This is a genomic window from Leptolyngbya sp. 7M, assembly GCF_018128485.1.
This window is the reverse complement of the sequence record NZ_CP070897.1, coordinates 2,192,007-2,214,460: the sequence shown is the minus strand read 5'-3', so window position 1 is coordinate 2,214,460 and position 22,454 is coordinate 2,192,007. Positions and strand designations below refer to the sequence as shown.

General features: G+C 50.4%; 18 protein-coding genes, 1 tRNA gene and 1 pseudogene. 9 read left to right on the top strand and 11 right to left on the bottom strand.

Annotated features, from left to right (window positions below; genetic code table 11):
• Positions 1–8: 8 nt before the first annotated feature.
• Together JVX88_RS41820 and JVX88_RS40540 are read right to left on the bottom strand one after the other, a co-directional pair.
• The gene (locus tag JVX88_RS41820) at positions 9–1,850 is read right to left on the bottom strand and encodes a tetratricopeptide repeat protein (protein WP_211627267.1); all 1,842 of its coding nucleotides are present in this window, start codon (positions 1,848–1,850) and stop codon (positions 9–11) included.
• A 162-nt stretch (positions 1,851–2,012) separates the two neighbouring features.
• The gene (locus JVX88_RS40540) at positions 2,013–2,138 is read right to left on the bottom strand and encodes a hypothetical protein (RefSeq protein ID WP_263975490.1); all 126 of its coding nucleotides are present in this window, start codon (positions 2,136–2,138) and stop codon (positions 2,013–2,015) included.
• A 491-nt stretch (positions 2,139–2,629) separates the two neighbouring features.
• On the opposite strand from JVX88_RS40540, the gene fusA reads away from it, so the two are divergent.
• The gene (gene fusA, locus JVX88_RS10555; protein ID WP_211627266.1) at positions 2,630–4,735 is read left to right on the top strand and encodes an elongation factor G; all 2,106 of its coding nucleotides are present in this window, start codon (positions 2,630–2,632) and stop codon (positions 4,733–4,735) included.
• A 104-nt stretch (positions 4,736–4,839) separates the two neighbouring features.
• Here the strand turns inward: fusA and JVX88_RS10550 are convergent, their stop codons facing one another.
• Complete coding sequence (locus JVX88_RS10550; protein ID WP_211627265.1) at positions 4,840–5,286, bottom strand: serine hydrolase; 447 nt, start codon at positions 5,284–5,286, stop codon at positions 4,840–4,842.
• On the opposite strand from JVX88_RS10550, the gene JVX88_RS10545 reads away from it, so the two are divergent.
• A complete protein-coding gene (locus tag JVX88_RS10545) occupies positions 5,270–5,554 on the top strand; it encodes a hypothetical protein (RefSeq protein WP_211627264.1) in 285 nt (94 codons plus the stop codon). The genes JVX88_RS10550 and JVX88_RS10545 overlap by 17 nt on opposite strands.
• Before the next feature lie 38 nt (positions 5,555–5,592).
• Here JVX88_RS10545 and JVX88_RS10540 read toward each other — a convergent pair whose 3' ends face one another.
• On the bottom strand, positions 5,593–5,949 hold the full coding sequence (locus tag JVX88_RS10540) for a hypothetical protein (protein ID WP_211627263.1): 357 nt from the start codon (positions 5,947–5,949) through the stop codon (positions 5,593–5,595).
• A gap of 378 nt (positions 5,950–6,327) precedes the next feature.
• Here JVX88_RS10540 and JVX88_RS10535 point away from each other — a divergent pair.
• Positions 6,328–6,403 (top strand) — tRNA-Phe (locus JVX88_RS10535).
• A gap of 174 nt (positions 6,404–6,577) precedes the next feature.
• Here JVX88_RS10535 and JVX88_RS10530 read toward each other — a convergent pair.
• Positions 6,578–6,796: a hypothetical protein gene (locus JVX88_RS10530; protein ID WP_211627262.1), complete on the bottom strand. Its 219-nt coding sequence runs from the start codon at positions 6,794–6,796 to the stop codon at positions 6,578–6,580.
• A 197-nt stretch (positions 6,797–6,993) separates the two neighbouring features.
• Here JVX88_RS10530 and JVX88_RS10525 point away from each other — a divergent pair, with 197 nt between their 5' ends.
• The 3 genes from JVX88_RS10525 to zwf are packed head-to-tail and all read left to right on the top strand — an operon-like array spanning position 6,994 to position 9,902.
• Positions 6,994–7,980, top strand: coding sequence for a PhoH family protein (locus tag JVX88_RS10525; protein ID WP_225931379.1), 987 nt, complete (start codon positions 6,994–6,996; stop codon positions 7,978–7,980).
• Positions 7,970–8,398: an rRNA maturation RNase YbeY gene (gene ybeY / locus JVX88_RS10520; protein WP_211627261.1), complete on the top strand. Its 429-nt coding sequence runs from the start codon at positions 7,970–7,972 to the stop codon at positions 8,396–8,398. The genes JVX88_RS10525 and ybeY overlap by 11 nt, the downstream gene beginning before the upstream one ends.
• Complete coding sequence (zwf, locus tag JVX88_RS10515; RefSeq protein WP_211627260.1) at positions 8,391–9,902, top strand: glucose-6-phosphate dehydrogenase; 1,512 nt, start codon at positions 8,391–8,393, stop codon at positions 9,900–9,902. Before ybeY ends, zwf begins: the two co-directional genes overlap by 8 nt.
• Positions 9,903–10,176: 274 nt before the next feature.
• Here zwf and purL read toward each other — a convergent pair whose 3' ends face one another.
• The 4 genes from purL to JVX88_RS10490 all read right to left on the bottom strand — a co-directional run bounded on the left by purL (position 10,177) and on the right by JVX88_RS10490 (position 13,534).
• Positions 10,177–11,631 (bottom strand): phosphoribosylformylglycinamidine synthase subunit PurL, encoded by a 1,455-nt coding sequence (purL, locus tag JVX88_RS10505; protein WP_263975489.1) that lies wholly within the window; start codon positions 11,629–11,631, stop codon positions 10,177–10,179.
• Between the two features lie 132 nt (positions 11,632–11,763).
• Positions 11,764–12,264 (bottom strand): DinB family protein, encoded by a 501-nt coding sequence (locus JVX88_RS10500; RefSeq protein WP_211627258.1) that lies wholly within the window; start codon positions 12,262–12,264, stop codon positions 11,764–11,766.
• Positions 12,265–12,361: 97 nt separating this feature from the next.
• The gene (locus JVX88_RS10495) at positions 12,362–12,919 is read right to left on the bottom strand and encodes a TlpA family protein disulfide reductase (RefSeq protein WP_211627257.1); all 558 of its coding nucleotides are present in this window, start codon (positions 12,917–12,919) and stop codon (positions 12,362–12,364) included.
• Positions 12,920–13,534, bottom strand: coding sequence for a thioredoxin family protein (locus JVX88_RS10490; protein WP_211627256.1), 615 nt, complete (start codon positions 13,532–13,534; stop codon positions 12,920–12,922).
• Between the two features lie 210 nt (positions 13,535–13,744).
• On the opposite strand from JVX88_RS10490, the pseudogene JVX88_RS43985 reads away from it, so the two are divergent.
• Positions 13,745–15,313, top strand: a pseudogene (locus JVX88_RS43985) (protein kinase domain-containing protein); the annotation flags it as partial.
• Here the strand turns inward: JVX88_RS43985 and JVX88_RS43980 are convergent.
• Both JVX88_RS43980 and JVX88_RS10470 read right to left on the bottom strand, forming a co-directional pair.
• Positions 15,296–16,681 carry a BACON domain-containing protein gene (locus tag JVX88_RS43980; RefSeq protein ID WP_225931529.1) on the bottom strand — a complete coding sequence of 462 codons (1,386 nt, stop codon included), beginning with the start codon at positions 16,679–16,681 and terminating at the stop codon, positions 15,296–15,298. The pseudogene JVX88_RS43985 and the gene JVX88_RS43980 sit on opposite strands and share 18 nt — an antisense overlap.
• A 1,992-nt stretch (positions 16,682–18,673) precedes the next feature.
• Positions 18,674–20,428 carry an SBBP repeat-containing protein gene (locus JVX88_RS10470; protein WP_211627254.1) on the bottom strand — a complete coding sequence of 585 codons (1,755 nt, stop codon included), beginning with the start codon at positions 20,426–20,428 and terminating at the stop codon, positions 18,674–18,676.
• Between JVX88_RS10470 and JVX88_RS10465 the strand changes: the two genes are divergently transcribed.
• Together JVX88_RS10465 and guaB are read left to right on the top strand one after the other, a co-directional pair.
• Complete coding sequence (locus JVX88_RS10465; protein ID WP_211627253.1) at positions 20,401–20,820, top strand: hypothetical protein; 420 nt, start codon at positions 20,401–20,403, stop codon at positions 20,818–20,820. The genes JVX88_RS10470 and JVX88_RS10465 overlap by 28 nt on opposite strands.
• A 147-nt stretch (positions 20,821–20,967) precedes the next feature.
• Entirely contained in the window at positions 20,968–22,437 is a 1,470-nt protein-coding gene (gene guaB / locus JVX88_RS10460; RefSeq protein ID WP_211627252.1) for an IMP dehydrogenase, read from the top strand.
• Positions 22,438–22,454 lie beyond the last annotated feature (17 nt).

Sequence of the window (22,454 nt, the reverse complement as noted above, 5' to 3'; positions counted from 1 at the left end):
CCAAAGTCTTAATTTTGCGGTTCCTGCTGAACGGATCCTGCAGCTTCGCGTCGGTGAAGCACGCTCTTTTGCATCGCTCTCCGTCGAGACCCAACAGAACAAACGTGCGACCGCGGAACGTTTCTATTCACAGGGCGTCGCACAGCTTTCGCGTGATGATTATGCCCGTGCTCTTCCTTTCTTCGAAAAGGCCGCCGAACTCGACGCATCTTACGCCGAGGCATGGTATCAGGCGGCTTTCTGCAATTCCCTGCTTTAAGAACGAACGGTGACCGCGAATTTAGGTCTGCCGCACGCTTCAGAACGTTGACCGAAGCGACATTATCACCAAGTGCTTTGTGCACACCGGCAAGGTTAAGAAGAGCACCTTCGGCATTCGGCCCGCCCGAACTAGCAGCTTGCTCAAGCAATTCCTTAGCCCGCGTAAGCTTCGCTCGTCCCGCGTCCTGTCGGTTGTTGTAAAGATCTTCGCGTCCGGCCTGTGCATAAGCCCAACCTAGATTCCCGTTGCTCACAACCGATGAATCCAGCGCGGCCGCTTTCTCCATCGCAGTCAGCGAACCGGCCATCCGGCACGCGCGATTTCTGGCCCGATCGATCTCACACTGCTTTGCGATCACATAACCGATCTTGCTGTAAACCTCAGCGAGTTCGGTCTTATCCTGATCCGGCGTTCGCTCCATAAAGCTCGTCGCGATGCTGTAATTTGCTTCAGCATCATTGTATTGGCCGAGCAGGCGATAAGAATCACCAAGATTTATGTAGCCTTCAACATTCGTGTTCTGCAACCTGAGTGCCCGGTTGTAAGACGCGATCGCGTCCTGGTACTGACCAAGTTCGAACTGAGCATTCGCAAGGCCGAACCATGCCTCAAAATAATTATCCCGTAAAGCTATCGCTTTCCTGTATTCAGGGATGGACTCGCTGTAACGCTCAAGTCGCGAATGCACCTCACCGATGTAATATGAAGCTTCTTCGTAGCTCGGATCCAGGCTTCTCGCCTTTTCAAATGCCGCCATCGCCGCATTGTTGTTATTCTGCGCGAAGCGAATAAGGCCAATAAAGAACTGCGTTTGTGCATTGTTGGCATCTTTAGCTATCGCTTTCACCAACAGATCTTCGGCCTTTGCGATCTGTCCCTGCTGGTAATACAAGATGCCGAGCGGTACATATATCTCAGTTAGATCCTTATCAAGCGAAAGAGCCTTCTCATAGTTCTCGGTGGCGACCTCTTCATCATTTGCCGCGGCTGCTATTTCGGCAAGGCCAAAATATGCCGGCGCGTTCTTGTCATTGAACTGGAGAGCCTCGCGGAAACGCGACCGTGCGCTGGGGACATTATCCTGAGCAAGTTCTTCGTTTCCGATCAAAGCAAGAGCTTCACTCAATCCGAGCCGCGCTACGTTATTTGTTTTATCGAGCCGATACGCTTCGTCAAAGAATTCGGCGGCCTGTTTATAATCATTGCGATCGACCCAATATTCCCCCACACCGGCAAACATTACTGACGCCTCCGCGGCCGGCATTCTCCGGATGTCCGGTAGCCGATCAGGATTTACAGCATTTGTGCGATCACGCCGTGGGGCAACTTTCGCAAGTTCAACATACTGTCGGCTAACGCGCCTTGTTGCTTCATTACGCTGCTCCTTAGTGCGGCTCGCTCTCGCTTTAGAAACGTATGTCTTCGGGGCAGCCTTGATACCACCACGTAAGACAAATACGCTCGACCCGCCCGTTATATCCTTGACCGGCACGAGGTCCGACTGGGCAAAAATCGGTATGCTTCCGAAAACAAGAGATACCGCCACCACTAAAGCGAACAAATGATCCTTTAACCTAAACTTTTTCATCGTATGGACCTTTCCAACCTAAAAGCGACTATATTCCCACATCAAATTAATATGATGCAGGAATAATAAAAGACGAAGCCCGAAACAGAATTTGCGGTATATGCACTATCCTAACTTCTATGCTATTGACTGACATTGCCGCCAACAAGCGAGAATTAACGTTCAGCCATCTATTATTGCGATCTTATCGACCGCGTTGGGATCGATCTTTCGAAGATTTTTGAGCATCCGGTCGGTGGAATTGTTTAGATAACCCCAATTGAAACCTCCCGCATCGGGCTGCATCATCGGACGTTTATCTATCGAAAGAATGCGAGATTACCGCTCATCCAAAAGGTGCGACTAAATACTACCGCCGAGATATGAGCCGATCCTAAGATATCTATCTACTCGCTTTTACTCTCTCTGCAGCCCACAAATAGCATTCTGAATAGCATGGAGCGATGTCTTGTTAGAATCAGTAGATCGACTTGTTATCTCGCTAAAAAGGCCGAGTGTTTCGATCAAAGACCCAAATTCTCTTATGGTCAATAATGACGAATGTTAACACATTTAGTGGAACTTGAGTCGATGACCTCCAACCACGAAGAGCGGGAGATGCTTGCCAAGCGTTTACAAAGTCGTTAAATTTAGTTCTTACCTACAATCTGTGTCCGAGAGTAGCGGAAGATGTTTCCTGGGATATTCGTTTTTCCGTATGAACTATCTTTTTCCGCTCTCGCCATCCGCGGGCAAAGGTTCGTCAGGCCAAATCCAACCAAAAGGAGAACTTGCCGAACATGAAAGCTTTTACCACTGAGAATCTCAGGAATCTGGCTGTCATTGGACACGGCGACGCGGGTAAAACCCAGCTAGTGTCCAGCCTACTCCACGTCGCCGGAGCAACAACACGCTGGGGAAAGGTCGATGAAGGCACGACCGTTACAGATTTTGAAGAAGATTCCATCGAAAGAAAGATCACGCTCAACAACAACTTTGCACACCTCGAATATAAGGACACAAAAGTAAACCTTATAGATACGCCAGGATATGCGGCCTTTGTCGCACACGCACGGCCTGCGCTCCGTGTTGCAGACTGCGCTTTGGTCGTGGTTGATGGTGTGCACGGCATTGAGGTTCAGACCGAAAAAACCTGGCAATATGCAAATGAATTCCTGCTGCCGCGGTTCATGGTCATCAATAAGATCGACAAAGAACACGCCGATTTCGGCCACGCACTCGAAACCGCAACCTCCAGCTTTGCCCGTTCCATAGTTCCCTTTACGCTTCCGATCGGAAAGGAAGGAGATTTCAAAGGCGTTGTAGATGTTGTTCATCAAAAAGCTTACGAATTCGACGACCGAGGCAAGGCCAAAGAGGTGCCGCTTCCGGAGGAAGGCAAAGACATTTTTGACCGCACACGTGAAAGGCTGATCGAACTCGTCGCAGAATCAGACGATGCGCTAATGGAGAAATATTTTTCGGACGGAACTCTTCCTGAAGAGGATATCTATCCGAATCTTGCAAAAGCCATCGCAAACAGCAAGCTTTGTCCGGTCTATGCCGTTTCGGCTAACAATCTTGTCGGCCTACAGATCTTGCTTGACCACATAGTTGAATTTGCGCCGAATCCGGCAACCCACGAAGCCGAGTACGGCTTTACCGATGCCGATCAGGGCGGCGAGCGCATCACGCGAAAATACAGCAATGATGAACCTTTCTCTGCATACGTTTTTCGCACCATCGCTGATCCGTTCGCGGGTCGTATTAACGTGATGAAGGTTGTTAGCGGCAAGGTCGCAGCAGACGCCACCGTGTTCAATTCGACACGTGACGCTCAGGAACGGCTCGGCTCCCTTCACGTGATCCAAGGTAAGACGCTCGATAAGGTAAACGAGGCCCAGACGGGCGACATTATCGCCGTCGTGAAACTAAAGGAAACTCAGACCGGAGACACACTTTGCGATAAGGCATCGCCTATAGTATTTCCTAAGGTCGAATACCCTGAGGCCGCCATCGCATTCGCCATCGAGCCCAAGTCACGGGCCGATGAGGAAAAGATCTCCGTCGCATTGCATAAAATACTCGAGGAAGACCCATCGCTTCATTTCGACCGAGACCCGCAAACTAAAGAATTTATCCTCTCTGGCTCTGGCCAGCTCCACATCGAGACCGTTGTGGACAAGCTTAAGAACCGTTATCACGTAGAGGTCGCTCTTCACCCACCTAAGGTTCCGTATAAGGAAACCATCACGGCCCAGGTCGAGGTGCAAGGCCGCCACAAGAAGCAATCCGGCGGACGCGGACAATTTGGCGATTGCAAATGTATTTTCGAACCGCTTGAACGCGGAGCCGGATTCGAGTTTGTCGATAAGATTTTTGGCGGGGCTATCCCACAAAATTTCCGTCCTGCGGTTGAAAAAGGGATCCTCGAAGCAGCCCAGTCCGGCTACGTCGCAGGCTATCCAATGGTCGATTTTCGCGTAACGCTGATAGATGGCAGCTACCACACGGTAGATTCAGATGAACACTCGTTCAAAGCTGCCGGACGCAAGGCGTATCGGGCCGCAATGGAAAAAGCACGGCCAACATTACTCGAACCAATAATGGATGTAGAGGTCTTCACTCCGCAGGAAGTTTCCGGCGACATAATGGGCGATCTGAATTCACGGCGCGGCCGGGTAGGCGGGATGGAGATGCGTGGTAAACAGCAGGTGATCAAGGCGAAAGTGCCGCTCTCCGAAATGCTCGATTATCAGTCGAAGCTCAATTCAGTAACGCAGGCACGCGGTTCTTACCATATGCAGTTCTCGCATTACGACCCACTCCCGCATAATCTTGCCCAAAAGGTCATCGACGAAGCCGTTGCCGCCGGCCGTGTTCGTGCTCACGATGACGAGGATTGATCAGATGTCTTTCGGGGAACTGTTCCGTAAACCTAAAAGGCGTGTCCGATCCGTTCGGTCACGCCTTTGTTCAGATAGAACAGCTTAAATAACCAGCGAGAAAGCTATTCTTTCCAATCATCCCAGACAGCTTTGGCAATGCGGGCAATGACGGCTTCGCGCGTCTGTTCGTCGGCAGTGGAATCACCAACAAAGACGGCGATAGCAAAATATCGTCCATCCGGGAGCTGAATAAGGCCTATATCCTTCGTCGCTGCGGTTTTACCATCCACCGTGCCTGAAGTACCGGTCTTATGGATCACAACGACACCTTTTGGCAATTCGCCTTTGAGGCGATTCGGGCCGGTCGGCGTCTCAGTCATCAGGCGACGAAGAAATTTGACATCCTCTGACGAAAGTATCCGCGGCGGGGCGACGATCTCACCGTTATTATCTTCAGGATATTCGTGCAATTCCTTCAGAAGGGCGACCGCCGCTCTGGGCGTTGCCCAATTTTCATACTGGCGTTCGGGGTTGTTCGAGAATTCCTTGTGCGTGAATTTAACCTTCATCGCGTCAGCCCCGCCATTCCGTGAATGCGAGTTCGACATAATGTACGGCGAAGGTATAAGTCGTGAAGGCGACTTGATCGATCTTGCCGTAGCTAGAAACATCGTAGAAAAGAGTGGGGCTTGGTTCTCTTACAATAGCGAACGGCTAGGGCAGGGCCGTGAGAATGTCAAAGCTATGCTCAAAGAGAACACAGATCTTCGTGGCCAGATAGAGAACGACGTTAAAGTCTCTCTTGGATTCGCTAAAGCAGAGGCTGCACCGGCATAAACCCACGGAGCAGCATCCATAATCTATCTCATTTAATACTACGGCTTGCGAACGGTTCGCGGGCCGTTTGCATTTGCGTCCTGTCTGGTCGTAGAGGTCACATTTGCGGCTTGCCCAGTAACGACGTTACCCGCCGGAGCTGCGTTAACTCCACGCTGCAGTTGGCGGCGAAGTTCTTCTGGTGAAGGTATTCCCGGGGTCGGTGTCGCACCCGGTTTGATCTTTACGTTCACATTAGCTGGATCGGGGATACCGGGCGTCGGCGTCGCTCCTGGAATGACCACATTTGCCCCATTGGAATCCTTACTATTGTAGATCACAGGTGCATTTGAAATACCGGGCGGCAGATTTGCGCCGTTTATATTGATCGGACCTAAGCCGGCGCCATTCTGCATATTCGAGTTTGTCTCAACTGATGCTCCGCACGCAGCTAATAACACGAACGAAAAGGAGAGAAGAAATGATAAACCTATGACTTTTTTCATCAATACCTCGATTTGAGATCGAATTTAAAATGGCTGTGCCGGGTTGAAGGTTGCGTCTCCGGAGGACAGCGACGGCGTTCAAACCGGCACGGGCAGGCAATAATTTTCAAAGTATGTGCGGCCAATATTATCAGCCACTAAACGCCGATTATAGCGATGCCTCCCGCTTTGTCAACATTCTCAACTTAACGTTACTCTCAGACAGGGTCTTGCCGCACCGCCTCATTTGACATCAATGATGCTCGGTCGTAAAGTAGAAAATTCGCCCATTGAGGGCGGCCACATCACGGCCAGGTAGCTCAGTTGGTAGAGCAGCGGACTGAAAATCCGCGTGTCGGCGGTTCGATTCCGTCCCTGGCCACCAATAAAAGATAGAACTATACCCTCACGGCGAAATTTCAATTCGCCGTTTTCCTTTGCTTTTTTCTTGTTCCAGCGAGTAAAGAATGTTGCGATCCTCTTACGTATAGATTCAAGGATGTGACTGCTCAAGCTTAACGGAGCACAATCACATCCCTGAAAATTCATCTGTAACTTATTAGATTATCGATGAAGAACGAGTGAATTCACGCCGACGGGCACGTGAATATATCGAGGTTGCTTTTGTAAACAGAGCGTTCTCGCGGACAAGTCCGCTGCCTGAAAGACGGCGTGCAATGCGAACATCCCGTTCCGCCTGACCAGCATTCATATCGGCAACCGGAACTTCCAGCTTTTCACGGACCAGATCTGTCTTAGATAATTTTATTCCCAGCATACTTCCCTCCTTGTTATAGATCGATCTGTGGATCGAAATCATACGTTAAACCTTGTCAGGAATTACTGTCGCAAAGTGTGTGCCAATACGATTCCGTCCAAGCTCCATCGGTTGCCTGAAACCGGATTGACACACACCGCTGCGTTCGGTTAAGTTCGGTTTGTATCGCAATTTTCTGCTTCTAGGACGTATCGCATTTGGGAAACCTCAAAAAACTCGAACTTCCGCCGCAGGGCCTTAATATGCTCTTCGGTGTACAAGATCAGAACATAAAGTATCTGGAATCGCTACTGGATGTTTCGATCGGCGCACGCGGTAATGAGCTGTTGATCGATGGAGATCCGCGCGACATCGAAACCGTTGAAGCTATCTTGCGCGATTTCGGTGAACTTTTTGATGAAGGCAGCAAGTTTTCCGATAAGGAATTAAAGGACGCATTCAAGCAGATCGCCGAGGACCGAGCCTACTCACTGCGTGACCATTTTCAGAGGAACCGATTCAATCCTTCCGGCAAGAAGACCGTTGCCCCAAAGACCGCGAATCAAAGGAAATACCTTGATGCGATCGCAAATAACGACCTGGTGTTCGGGATCGGTGTTGCGGGCACCGGGAAAAGCTTCTTGGCTGTTGCGATGGCCGTTGACGCACTCTTCAAGAAGCGGGTCTCGCGGATAATCCTAACTCGGCCGGCGGTCGAAGCAGGTGAGCGCCTTGGATTCCTTCCAGGAGATCTTCAGGAAAAGGTCGATCCTTACCTGCGGCCTTTATATGATGCGCTGTTCGATCTGGTCGATGCGGAAAAGGTAACAAAGATGCTCGAAAAGCGCATCATTGAGATCGCTCCGCTGGCTTTTATGCGAGGGCGTACGCTATCAGATGCTTTCATTATTCTCGATGAGGCACAGAACCCCACGAGGGAACAGATGAAGATGTTCCTGACACGCATCGGTTTTGGCTCAAAGGTGGTCGTTACTGGGGACAAGACTCAGATCGACCTGCCGCGCGGACAGCGATCGGGCCTGAAAGAGGCCGAAGAAGTGCTGAAGGATATAGATATGATCGACTTTATTTACTTCAGCGAAAAGGATGTCGTCCGTCACAAACTTGTGCAAATGATCGTGAAGGCTTACGAAGAACACTCCACAGGCGCGGCAACTAATCAACCTGAAAGCCGTGATCATTAACCTTCAGAGAAAAGTCAAACTGAATGCTAGGGCGTTTGCTGCTTTCGTTGACGATGTGCGGGCGGCGGTTGTTGAGACTGAAGGTCGGACGTTTTCGGTCGCGTTTATTTCCGATCGGAGAATGGCGGAATTGAATAAGCTATTCCGAGGAAAAGATTCGACCACCGATGTGCTCTCGTTCCCACACGAAGCTGACGAGTTTGAAACGCATAAAGAGAATTTTCTCGGCGACATCGTGATCTCAGCCGAACAGGCAAAGCGACAATCAGAAGAGAACAAACTCGGCCTAGAAACGGAAATAAAGCAACTGATACTCCACGGTGCACTTCACCTTTGCGGCTACGACCACGAGACGGACAGTGGCCAGATGAATGCTCGTGAACTCGAACTGCGTGATAAACTCGGGATCGATGTCTGAAACACTCAAAACCGCCGAGCCGTGCATAATGGTGATCTTTGGCGCGACTGGCGATCTCACCAAACGCAAACTGTTCCCCGCACTTTTTAATCTTGCGAAGGATGGGCATCTTTCCGAGAATTTCGCGATAGTCGGGGTTGGACGACAGGAAATGCTGTCTGAGGATTTTCGCGACCAGATGGTCGAGGATCTGAAGAAGTTTGCAGGGGAGAATGGTGATGAGGAAAAAGCGAAATGGTTCTGTTCGCGAACTTACTACACGGGTGGCGATTTTGACGACGACAAAAAATTGTTCTCCGACATCAAGGATATGCTCCGCGACGTTTGCACAAAACACAAGATACCGGAGAATTTCTTCTTCTATATGGCGATACCGCCGGACCTTTTCGCGAATGTAGCGCAAAAGGTTGTAAAGAATGGCTTAGGGAATGAAGAGAACGGAAACTGGCGAAGGTTCATTTTTGAAAAACCGTTCGGGCACGATCTTGATTCTGCAAAAAAGCTGAACGCCCATCTTTTGAGGATCCTAAAGGAACGCCAGATCTACCGTATCGACCATTATCTTGGAAAAGAGACTGTTCAGAATCTCCTAGTCTTCCGATTCGGCAATAGTATCTGGGAGCCGATCTGGAACCGTAACTATGTCGATCACATTCAAATAACGGTCGCGGAGAAACTTGGTGTCGAAGGACGCGGAGGATACTACGATACAGCGGGAGCATTGCGGGATATGGTCCCAAACCACATATTCCAGCTCGTAACTTTGACAGCGATGGAGCCGCCTGTCTCATTCGAGGCCGATGCCGTACGCGACGAACAGGTAAAGGTTTTGCAGGCAATAAAGCCTTTCTCGCCGGAAGTTGCTCTCCGAGACGCCATTCGCGGGCAATATGATCAGGGCGAGATCGGTGGCGAGCGTGTTCCCGGTTATCGCGGCGAGGAAAGCGTCGATCCGAATTCGCAAACCGAGACTTTCGCGGCGCTAAAGCTTTCAATAGACAATTGGCGGTGGGCTGATGTTCCTTTTTACATTCGTACCGGGAAACGGATGCCGACCCGCCATTCAAGCATCATTATCCAATTCAAGAAAGCTCCATTCGTGCTTTTTCGGGAAACGCCTATCGAGCGGCTTACGACAAATCGTATCGAGATCCACATTCAACCGGATGAGGGCATCACATTACATTTCGGGGCAAAGATACCCGGTCCGCTTGTAAGAATGGGAGCCGTGGATATGGATTTCAATTATGTAGATCATTTCGGCGAGCAGCTATCGACCGGCTACGAAAGGCTCTTATTCGATTGTATGATCGGTGATGCGACGCTTTTTCAGCGTGCAGATATGGTCGAAACAAGCTGGTCGATAGTTTCGCCGGTATTGGATATATGGTCGGCGGTACCGCCGCGAGATTTTCCGAACTATCCGGCAGGAACTTGGGGTCCGGCGATCTCTGACGAACTGCTATCACGCGACGGACGTGCGTGGAAAAACGCCCCCGAATGATATTGATGCGTTACTGATTTTAGTACTTGCACTGTATTGAAATATACTCACTTACTGATGCATACTTGCGGAAACTATGGGCATTGAGATCCTTGTTGGAGTTCTGATCCTGATCGCAATGGTTTTTCTGGCATCGGTGGATCTTGCCTTTTCGTTCCTTTCAGATCTTAGTCTCCGCCGATTGTCATCCGAATCGGATGACACATTGAATGCACGTTCGACCCAGCTTCTTAGGACCATTCTCGAAGACCGTCCGCGGTTTCGTTTCGCATTATCATCCGCGATCCAGGCACTGCTTATCGGTTTTACCGTACTGGTTACATGGATGGTGCTGAACTGGACAAATGACCGCACTTTGCTGCTTGTATATGCTCTTGGCATCGGTCTTTTTGTTACAGCAGTTTTTCGACAAATAATCCCCCGCCTGATCGTCAGGATATTGCTCATAAACCCAATGTTTCGACGCAATGTTTGGCGAGGCCAGCAGCTGTCTCAGAACTTGTCCCAGGTCGCGAGTCCCGAGCTGAAAAGTTGACCGATCATCGGAGGGGCTCGGCCTTTGATCTTGCACAATCTTGACCTGCTCAGACATCGGTCTTTCATATTTCGGAGCCTCATCGGTCAAGGCCTTAACAGGAAGATCAGCCTCAAGTACTCCGTTGTGGAGTATCTTTAGCCGATCACCTTCCACGACCTTTCCGATCACTACGGCATCAAGATCCCATTTATTAAAGATCTCAACGACCTCTTTTTCGCGGCCTTTTCGAGCGACGATGAGCATACGCTCCTGAGATTCGGAGAGCATCATCTCGTAAGCGGTCATCCCGGTCTCACGCTGCGGTACAAGCGTAAGATCAAGTTCCAGCCCGGTCCCCGCCCGTGCAGCCATCTCGACTGACGAACTGGTTAACCCAGCCGCTCCCATATCTTGTATCCCTTCGATCGCTCCGGAACGCATTGCTTCCAGACAGGCCTCAAGCAAGAGTTTTTCAAGGAACGGATCGCCGACCTGAACGGTCGGGCGCTTTTCAAGTGCCTCATCGTCAAACTCGGCCGAAGCCATCGTTGCTCCGTGAATTCCGTCGCGGCCAGTCTTTGCACCGACGTAAAGCACCGGATTGCCAATACCGGATGCCTTGCCAAAAAAGATCTGATCTCTACGGACAATTCCTAGAGCAAAGGCATTGACCAAAGGGTTAAGGCTGTAACTCTCGTCAAACACTACCTCGCCACCAACAGTCGGCACACCGAAACAATTGCCGTAATGGCCGATGCCTTCGACGCATCCTTTGAGGATCGATCTATTGCGCTTACCGTGTTTAGGGTCCTCGAGCGGTCCAAAACGAAGCGAGTTCATTGCCGCTACAGGGCGGGCGCCCATAGTGAAAACATCGCGCAGAATACCACCAACTCCAGTTGCCGCCCCTTGAAACGGCTCTATGAAGCTCGGGTGGTTATGTGACTCAACCTTGAACGCAACGCACCAACCATCACCAATATCGACAACCCCGGCGTTTTCCCCCGGCGGGACGATAACCCTCGGGCCAGCCGTAGGCAACCTTTTCAGATGAACCCGCGAGGATTTGTACGAGCAATGTTCCGACCACATTACGCTGAACACACCAAGCTCGGTCAGATTGGGCTCGCGACCCATTATTGACAAGATCTTTTCGTATTCCTCAGTTGAAAGTCCGTGCTGAGCAATAATTTCAGATGTTATAGCGCTCATCTTGGTACAAATTGCTGAAATATCAGAGCCTAAAATAAACAAAAGAGTTTATGCGGTCAGACCGGTTTTTTCAAACCGATGCCGATAAACTCTTATTAGTGCCTCTTTATTGTATAGTTCAGCAGTCAAAAACTACTGCATTGCAGGTGCCCCCATTGCGGCCCATTCTTCTTTTGCCGGGCCGTAAACACCTGGAACGGTTAGGCCAGCCTGCCGCATCAGTATAGTCATCTGCCCGCGATGATGTGCCTGATGTGCGATCAAATAGAATAGTGTAAGGCCGCGTGACCAGGTCTCGCCATACATCTCGTCGGTCTGCAGGAGTGTTTCATCGGTCCAATTTCCCTTGACTGCATCCGTAACCGAGGCCGCTGCTTTATCGTATGCCAAAACTATCTCTCCGGCTGATACAGGACATTCCTGCTCGAAAGATGGAGCCTCGATCTCTAAGCCTACCAGTCCAAGCATCTCGCCAAGCGTCTGAGTGATGTGCCAGCCGAGAAAGCCGAGCGAGCGGCCGTCCTCTGTTACCTTTTGCCCAAGCGACGTATCGCTTAATGCGCCAAGTATCTTTGAAGTCATCTCAGTTTCGTATTTCCACAAATTATTGAAATCTTCTATTTTCCTAAACATGTGTTGCTCCTATAATTGATTGTTGCAGCTATGATACTATCAAGGCCTGATTGTTTGGTCAATAAGCATTTCTACGGATTCACCGCAAGGTCAGTTCTCAGTTTTTTAACAGCTTGTCTATCTCGCCTTGAAGAACGGAATGTTTGACAATACCCTGGCGTGAATAAGCGATCGACCCATCGGCCTTGAAAAGAACGGTGAACGGCAACCCACCGGCCCAATCCTTAGATACCATTGAGATCGCAGCAGTTTCATCCGGAGTTATTAGCAAGTATGAGGGCATTGTTGCCTTCATCTCCGCGAGAAATTTAGGCACGCCGGTGGTCAATTCTTCTTCAAAATCGAGTGAAATGGTAATGAAATCGATCTTGTCTTTGTACTCGGCATCGATCTTTACCAGATCGGGAAATTCTTCTCGGCATGGAGTGCACCAGGTCGCCCAAAAATTAATGAGCAAGGGCTTGCCATTAGGTTTGAGAAGTTCAGCAAACTGTTTTTCATCGATCTTGACCACATTCGGAACGGTTGAATGGAGAGATCTTGTATCTTTAGAATCAGTTATTGTCTGTCCATTAAGAACAGAAGCTGAAAGCAGAACGAAAAGCCATCCCAATGAGATGGCTTTTAATCTAACAAAATTGGTTACACTAAACATTTAGTTGGCAGGCTTGCCCTCCATTCCTACACGCTTGATCGTACAGCCAAAGGCATTGGTTTTGGATTTTTCGATCGGTTTGCCCGAAAGTGCGGAATCAAATGCAGTGCGGAGATATTTTTCCTGAATATTTCTTCCAGAGCGGTCATTATCTATTGCCCCATGATAGAGCAAAGTATTGTCCGCATCGAAGAAGAACACCTCCGGCGTAACGGTCGCACCAAATTGATCAGCAAGCTTATTGTCGGTATCAATAAGCATCGGGAACTTGAAATTCTCGGCCGCATCCGACGTAACCCATTCGAGCGATTCTGCCTGTCGATTATTCGAATTGATACCTATAAAGTTTATACCTTTCGTTTTGTATTCGGCAGCGATCTCATCAATACGAGAGATATAAGCCTTTACAACAGGACATTGAGCAGAAAGGAATATTATAACAGCGCCGTTCTTTCCTTTTAGATCGTTGAATGAATGCTCCTTTCCATCGGTGCCCATCATCTTGAAATTTTCAAGTTTTGAGCCTATCTCGATCCCACCGGCTTCGGCGGTCGTGTTCGCAAACAACAAAACAGATGCGAGAAAAGCAAAAGCTATCGGAAATCTGTGCTTCATAATGAATAATCGACTCCTTAAATATCTAGAATTTCTCTAATCGTATCAGACGTCGTATGCCCCGACAAGTTTTATTGTTTTACGCCCTCCAGCATTATTCAGTTTCAGTGTTGATCTCAGCAATGAGCATTTCTGCTACTCAAGTAATCTTTACATTAGAATTAACCACGCATCAACGAACTGATGCTATAATCCTATAGCCTTTTGAAAATGGTCGATATCGGCTCCCAAATTGCTCAATATAAAGTGCTTTCGGTTCTGGGGACCGGAGGTATGGGTACTGTCTATCTTGCTGAGGATTCGCGCCTTGGTCGTATGGCCGCGCTTAAATTCCTCGCACCTGAGTTTGCCTCGAACGGCGACCATTTAGAGCGATTCATTCGCGAAGCGCGAAGCGCATCATCATTGAACCATCCAAACATTTGCATCATCTACGACATTGTATCCGAAGGGCCGTCACCGTATATCGCAATGGAGTTCGTCGAGGGCGAATCCCTCTCATCGATGATAGCCCAAAGCCAGCGAAACACACGTGAAGTAACAGATATAGCCATCCAGGTGGCCGACGCACTTCACGAGGCACACCAACTTGGCCTTGTGCATCGCGATGTAAAGCCTTCAAACATCATTATTAGCTCCCGGGGACGTGCCAAACTCCTCGATTTCGGTCTGGCGAAACAGGTTGAATTGCCTCCTGGCGGCGTTCCTATTAATTCGGTTACCCGTCCGGGAATGATACTCGGGACAGCTCCATATATGTCTCCTGAGCAGGCAAGAGGACTTGATCTTGACCCGAGAACAGATATATGGAGTCTTGGTGTCTCAATGTTTGAAGCCGTTACCGGCCGGTTGCCATTTTCCGGTGAGACAGTGGCGGATACGCTCGCACAGATATTAACGGCGAATTTGCCGGCAATAAAGGAACTGAATGAATCCGTTCAAGAAGGTTTCATTGCGATCATAGAGAAAACTCTTGAAAAGAAACCCAGCGAAAGATATACATCAGCTGCAGAGCTTTTGAATGATCTGCGGACTTTCAAAACCGAGATCGATACAGCTCTTATGCTCGAGACGGAAGATAATGGCCGAAAAAGCACCGAAGAACGGACGCAATATTTCGCAAATGCAACTACCGAATTCGCCCCACGCGCAATAACCGGAGCGGAAATTCGCTCTAGAAATCTGCGACCTAACAATCTTTCGCGGGTGCTTAGTCCGATCATAGGTCGAGAACGTGAAATTACAGAGATCATTCGGCTTCTACAGCAAGCGGAAACGAGGCTTTTGACCCTAACCGGAGTTGGCGGCACCGGGAAGACAAAGCTTGCCCGGTCGGTGGCGGAAGAAGTGCTTGCGGATTTCCAGGACGGGGTCTATTTCATTGAACTCTCTTCGATCACTGACCCTGAACTAGTGGTGCCCGCAATTGCGAAACCGTTGGGGATTGATGATGGCGGAAGCCGTCCTGTATTTGACAACCTTATCGAATATCTTAAGACCCGAGAGCTGCTTCTGATACTTGACAATTTCGAGCAGGTCATTGCCGCATCAGATCGCATCGCCGCCCTGCTTGAATCAACAGAAAGCCTGAAGATACTGATCACAAGCCGAACCCTTTTACGCCTAGCGTTCGGAACAGAATTTCCCGTGCCGCCCCTCTCTCTTCCCGATTCGGCACAAACATCACTATCCGAGATCAGAAATAACGAGGCGATACGGTTATTCGAAACAAGGGCAAAAGCTGTGAAACCGTCGTTCGGATTAACAGGTGAGAATGTTGCAACCATTGTTAGCATTTGTTCTCAACTTGATGGGCTTCCGCTCGCGATCGAGCTTGCTGCTGCAAGAATAAGAATACTTACGCCGGATGCAATCTTGGCGCGGGAAGATGGCGACATCCGTCTTGCCGTCCCCGTCATAATCGGCCGCCACGGGCTGATCGCCAGCCAAGCCGAACTGTACCGTCTGGACCTGCCCGTCAGACGAACGCTGGATGAACCACTGCCCGACCGATGGACGATAGACAGCCGCATCCGCCTTCCCGTCGCCATCGTAATCTCCCGTCGCCGGTATGTCGCCGTTCGCCCCGAACGGGAAACCAAAGAACGAATTGTCCTCGCTCCGGACGATGAACCAGAACCCCGTCGAAGGCCGCCAGATCGTCAGGTCCATCTTCCCGTCACCCGTGAAATCTCCCGGTGCGATGATGTCCGTCGGATTGCCGAACGGAACCGCCGGGAAACCGCCGTCAGACGACCGCCTCCACCACCACTCGCCTCCCGTTACCGCAGGCCGGAAGATGGACACATCTGTCTTCCCGTCCCCATCAAAATCGAACGGGGCACGATTCTGCGGCGCGGCGCCGGATTGGTTAACTATCAATGTTTGACCGCCAACCGTAATCGTAGAACTTCTTGCCTGACCAGGGTTTGTTTGAACGGCATAGCTCACTGTTCCGGTGCCAGTACCGCTTGGACTGCCGATAAAGGTTATCCAAGAGGCATTGTTTGTTGCCGTCCACGAACAAGCACTGTTCGAAGTGGTAACGGTAAATATTCCGAACCCTCCGTTTGCAGAAAAGTTTTGGCTTGTGGCGTCGAGCGAATATGTGCAACCGGAAGCCTGATTTATAGTAAATGTCTGTCCGCCCGCGGTGATCGTTGCGCTCCGAGCGGGACCGTTATTCGCTTGAACCGAATAGCTGATTGTTCCGTTGCCCGAGCCGCTTGAGCCTCCCGTAATGGTTACCCAAGGAGCATTGCTTGTTGCGGTCCAAGTGCAGCCGGCGGGAGTTGTCAAATTGATTGAGCCTGTTCCGCCGTTGCTCGTAAAAGTTATGCTTGTCGGGCTTATACCGTATGTGCAGTTGTTGGCAAGCTGCGTTACGTTGAAATTAACTGCGGTCGCAAATTGTCCGTTGTTGTAATTAACCACGATCGCGCCGCTGCGTTGTGCGCCGGAATTAGCCGCTACGGTGAAATTAACGGTGCTGCCAACCGTACTCGTAACATTCAGCCACGAAACATTCGGCACGGGCGTATAACCGCCGCATCCGACCGATTGAATAACCGTAAAACTGCTTGAACCGCCGCTTGCCGCTGCTATGAAACCTACCGGGTTTGCACGAACAATGGCACAGATATTCATCGCTTGCGAAAACTCGGAAGTATTGTTATTTGAATCGGTCGCAGTCGCGGTTACCCAAGTTCCGGTGTTTGAGATATTGACCGTAAATTCTGCATTGAAGCTCGCATTTCCGCTTCCATCGGTCGTAACGATTACTTGTCCGAGAAAATTTCGGCCTTCGCCGAAGCCGGTTGAGTCAACTGCCGTATTGCCAAAAAATTCGAGCGTGTAGGTTTGATTCGGTGCGCTGTTGTATGTGCCTTGAATATTGACAATGCTGTTTTGCGCGTTGACGTAAGTGATGACCGGATAGTTCAGCAAACCGTTCGGTCCGGTGTCGCCGTCGCCCGTGTCGTTTGGTGTAACACCGACGGGGGCAAGGTCTATGCCAAGTTGATCGTTGGAAAAAATGCGGTTGCGGCGGAAGGAATTCCGCATGCCGCCGTCGGAAAAGATCCCGCGCCGGTTAAATGCTATCAGGTTGCCTTCACTTGTTCCTGTGCCGCCGATGCGGTTGTCAAATGTGCCGCCGCCGACCAAAATGCCGTCCAGGTTATTGCCCAGATCCATATTTCCACCGATATTTGCCCCTATCGTATTGCTGTAGATCCAGTTATTCGATGTGTTGTTGTTTGCAATAAAGATCCCATAGGTGCCATTTGCACTGATGACATTTGGAAAACCCGGTTTGCCGATTCGGTTCGGACCTTGGCTGATAAAATCGGCTGCAAACCCGGCGCCTTCCAAAAGCGCAATACCGCTTTGCGAATTTCCAAGAGCTGCACCGCTTCCCGAATCAGTACCGATAAAATTGCCGAAGATCTCATTGGAAACGGCTTTTTCACCGACAATTTTAATGCCGTCATTGTTGTTTCCGCTGATGATGTTGCGCGTTGCACCGGTTGAATCGCCGATTATCACTCCAAAAGCATGGTTCAAATAGATGCCGTTTCCATTATTTCCATTGTCAGCGGTCCCGGTCTGGGTACCAATATAATTGTTGAGAATGTTTATACCCATTCCCGGGAATCTATCGGAATTTGGAGCGGCTGAGATTGATATGCCGTCACCTACGTTGGAATAAATAAGGTTGCGATGTTGAGGCTCTGTTCCGCCGATCCTGACATTTCGGGAGTTTTTATTCACAGTGCTGTTGTAACCAAGGCTAATTCCCTCGCCGTTGTTACGTATCTCAAGTCCTTCGAAAATTGCGCCGAGCGCAGCCTGCGCCCAGATGGCTGCTCCCGGACAGTTTTCAAGCACCATATTTCTTATCTGTGAGCCCGACTCATTATTCATCCGAATACAATGAGTCCCTGCCTGGGCCCCACTGCCATTCAACACCAGCTTTGTGCCATTTGGCTTCAGCCCATTTATATCGTCGTTTTGACCCAAAATCGTCGGGGAGGCGGTGGCGCTGTTATTTGCAATCAGAATATCGTCAGCAAAATCTCTTCCGGCGCCGGAGACCACAATCCAACCTGCGCTTCCGTCGCATGCAATTCCCGCAGCTGCGAACGATGCTCCAGATACCAGATTTCTCTCGCCGTTCGTCAAAACGGAACGGCTCTGATTGATATCGGTCCCTAGCCCGATGCGGATCGCCTCAGAAAAACTCAACACTGAGTCGCAAGCGAGAGGGTTCCCTGATGCATTGACCGTCAGCGTTGCAGCGAACGCATTGAATGCCGAGACAACGAAGAGAAATATCGGGAAAAAAAAGCTAAACCAAATTATCCTTTTCATAAGTTCTCCTAAATAAATCACTTTGAAACTCTGTTCTTGAATGTCACCATGGACGTTTTTGATAGTAGGTAACAAACGCATCCCCATCGACTATCAGCATTGGGTCGGCCGTTCGCGGGTGATTGCGTTTTTCGAGCGTATATGTTGTCGTCTTTCCGCTGTTTGAGCGCGCAGTTAGCGTGGTCGCCGCTGCACTCCATCTCCCGTAATCCCAGTTCCCTCGCGGCCAACATCACTCTTAACACCGGGACCATTTCTTAATGTCTTTCATCCGGACGAGACCGGGAAAAAATTCAGGTCAGTCAGATCCTCATTGACCAAAACGAACTGGGAATTGTATTGCCTGCCTTTTGCAAGCACCGAGACGACTACCGTTTGACCGGCCGGAATTTCGGGAAAACGGTAATAACCAAAGCTATTTGTGCGGTAGGTGAGTGTGGTGCCATTGGCTTGCGTCAGCGTAACGATCGCCCCCGGCACGCCGTAGCCGTTCTCATCGAGAACTCTTCCTCCAATGCTGACCTGCGCCGAGCTAGCAGCCAACTGCATTCTCGTAACAAAAACATCATTTACTCCGTTCCACGTCGTGTCGAAGGCACCAGGGGTGGTCGGATAGTCGGCGCCTCTAGAGTAGCCGGTCACGTAAGCCACCTCAGCAGCCGTAGCAAAGATCCCGAAGCCCGCCTCCTCGCTGCCTGCACCGAGAAAAGTGGAGTACATCAGAGAAGCACTGCCCGTTAGAGTGCCGGTAACATCAACTTTCGCAACAAACACATCGCCGCTGCCGCCGTGCGTCGTATCGTAAGCACCGGACGTAACCGGGAAAGCGGGCGATGTCGTGAATCCGGTAACGAACACCTCTCCGGTGGGCGTTATGAATAGACCGGAGCTTTGCTCATTGCCGCCGCTGCCGAGGAAAGTTGAGTAAAGCAGGCCTGTTGCGGTGGAATTGAGTTTGATGACGACGGCATCCTCACCGCCGTTATGACTCGTATCGTACGCACCCGCGGTGGTCGGGAAACCGGCCGATTGAGTGTAGCCGTTCAGATGGGCCTCGCCGGCGGCATTCACTCTGATCTTGCCGGGACCGGTATTCTCAAAACCTGTGCCGCCGAGAAAGGTCGAATATATCAACCCCGACGGACCGCTCACATTAGTGTCGATCTTTGCAATATAAAGATCATATGATCCGGCTCTTGCGGGCTGAATTACTCCTGCAGTTACCGGAAAACTCGGCGAATCTGACGTGCCTGCTCCCGCAATATAAGCATTGCCTGCAGAATCAACAGCGACTTTCACATTTCCGTCTTCGCCCCCCGAACCGCCGAAGTATGTTGAATAGGCTAATGTTGCCCCTGAAGAATTGAACTTGGTCAGAAAAGCATCCCACGAGCCGTTCGCGGTCATATCAAAAGCGGTGGCGGTTACGGGAAAATTGCTGCTGAAGGTGAATCCTGAAACATATACGTTATCCGATCCATCAATAGCAATGCCCCATGCCCGATCGTCTGACGAGCCGCCAAGATAGGTTGAAAATACCAAAGCCGAACCGGCAGGATTCAGTTTTGTCACGAACCCATCCAAAGCTCCGCCGTTATAGGTAGCATCAAATCCGGCAAAGAACGGGAAATCGCTCGAATTTGTTCTCCCGGTCACGTAAACATTTCCGGCGGTATCGACCTTCATGTCGGCAAGAAACTCCGTGCCGCTTCCGCCAATAAATGTGGAGTAGATCAACCCCGAACCGGTCGGATTCATTTTGAAAATGAATCCGTCCCAGCCGCTTCCTGAGGTATCATACGAACCGGGCACCGTTGGGAAAGCATCAGAGCTGCTTGTGCTGCTTGTGCTGCCGGCGACGAAGACGTTATTTGAGGAATCAACGAATATGTCGATGCCCTCCTCGTCATTGCCTGCACCCACATATGTTGAAAAACCGAGCGTGGTCAGTTCGTTGGTTGGCGGAGTTTCTTTCGGAGCGGACCGGATCTCGAATGCCTGTCCGCGGTCAAATTCGCCCACGCGATAGCCGACGCGGAACCGTCCCGGCACGAACTCCGACACATCAAAGGCTATATCCACCGCAGACCTTAACCCGTCAGCCTGCTGCTGCGCCTCCTGCGCCGCCTCGCGGCAACACTATCAACATCACGCTAGACAAAGGTAATTTAGCAAGAATATGGGAGTCGGGCACTTTCGCTCCGCCGGAGGAAATTAAGACAGCGACACAATCGCCAACGCCAATGGCCACTCCGACACAGTTGCGCAGTCCGGAGGTATCGGCAGAAACAAATGTCAATAAAAGTCAGGCCGCAACACCTAGGCCTTCGCCTCAACGGACGCCAACGCCGCGCCCGTCGCCGACCCGGACACCGATTGTCGTTGGCAACGCTGCGCCAACTAATCGACCTTAATGAATTTGAATCATATATAAGATACCTAGTAAACTGTCGTTTGGAAGAGCATAACAAAAAGGAGATCACTTGATTCCCCGGTGCCCGCATTGAAGTGCGGGCATTTTTCGTTTGTTTGTTTGCGGAACAGATCTGATCAATCTTGATATGAATATCGAAACAGTCAAAGAGGGCCTGACATTTGATGACGTTCTACTAGTGCCGGCATATTCTGAAATACTGCCGGGGGAGGTAGATACAACAACTCGCTTCTCGCGTGGGATCGAGTTAAATATCCCTTTATGCTCATCGGCAATGGACACCGTTACCGAGGCAGCTCTCGCGATCGCTCTTGCTCAGCAAGGCGGAATCGGCGTAATTCACAAAAACTTCACGATCGACGAGCAAGCCGAAGAGGTTGATAAGGTAAAAAGAAGTGAATCAGGCATGATCGTCGATCCAGTAACGATCCAAGATAACGCCCTTGTATCGGAGGCGTTGAACATAATGGAACGCTACAAGATAAGCGGCGTTCCCGTCATTGACGAAAATGGTTTTCTTGTCGGCATCATCACAAACCGTGACCTTCGTTTCGAGACCCGCTATGACATACCTGTATCTGAGGTGATGACCCCGCAGCCGCTGGTTACAGTGCCGGTCGGCACCACACTGGACGAGGCAAAAGTAAAACTGCAAAAGCACCGCATAGAAAAGCTCCTGGTTGTTGACGATGACGGCCATCTCAAAGGATTGATAACTGTCAAGGACATTCAAAAGGCTATAAAGTTCCCAAATGCGGCCAAAGACAACCTAGGAAGGCTTCGCTGTGCGGCGGCGATTGGGGCCACGGGAGATTTTCTAGAGCGCGCTGCCGAGCTCCTGCAATCACGCGTGGACGCGATCGTGATCGACACCGCCCACGGACACAGCTCCCGTGTGATCGATGCCATAAAGGCGATAAAATCACGATTTTCAGAAGTTCAGCTTGTCGCCGGAAACGTTGCGACCGCCGAGGGTACAAAACAACTTATCTCCGCCGGCGTTGATGCTGTGAAGATCGGCATCGGGCCGGGTTCCATCTGCACGACCCGGGTCGTAACCGGTGCCGGTGTACCTCAGATAATGGCAATTGCCGAGGCTGTAAAGGCGGCCGAGGGTTCGGGAGTACCGATAATCGCAGATGGAGGAATCAAGTTTTCAGGTGATGTTGCAAAAGCAATTGCCGCCGGGGCAGACAGCGTGATGATCGGGTCACTATTTGCAGGCACTGAAGAAGCTCCGGGCGAGGTGATCCTATTTCAGGGCCGTAATTTCAAGACCTATCGGGGAATGGGCTCAATAGGTGCGATGAAAAAAGGCTCCAGCGACCGCTATGCACAAGAACTCACTAAAGCTGATTCTAAGTTCGTTCCGGAGGGCATCGAGGGCCGTGTAGCATATAAAGGTTCGGTCCAGGACATGGTTACCCAGCTTGTAGGAGGTTTACGGGCAGGTATGGGCTACACAGGCTGCCGCACGATAGAGGAACTTCAGAAAAATGCACGCTTTGTCCGGATAACATCTGCCGGACTCCGCGAGTCACACGTCCACGACGTGATCATCACCAAAGAAGCACCAAATTATCGGCTTGAATCGTAAATTGATGAGGTGTTCGC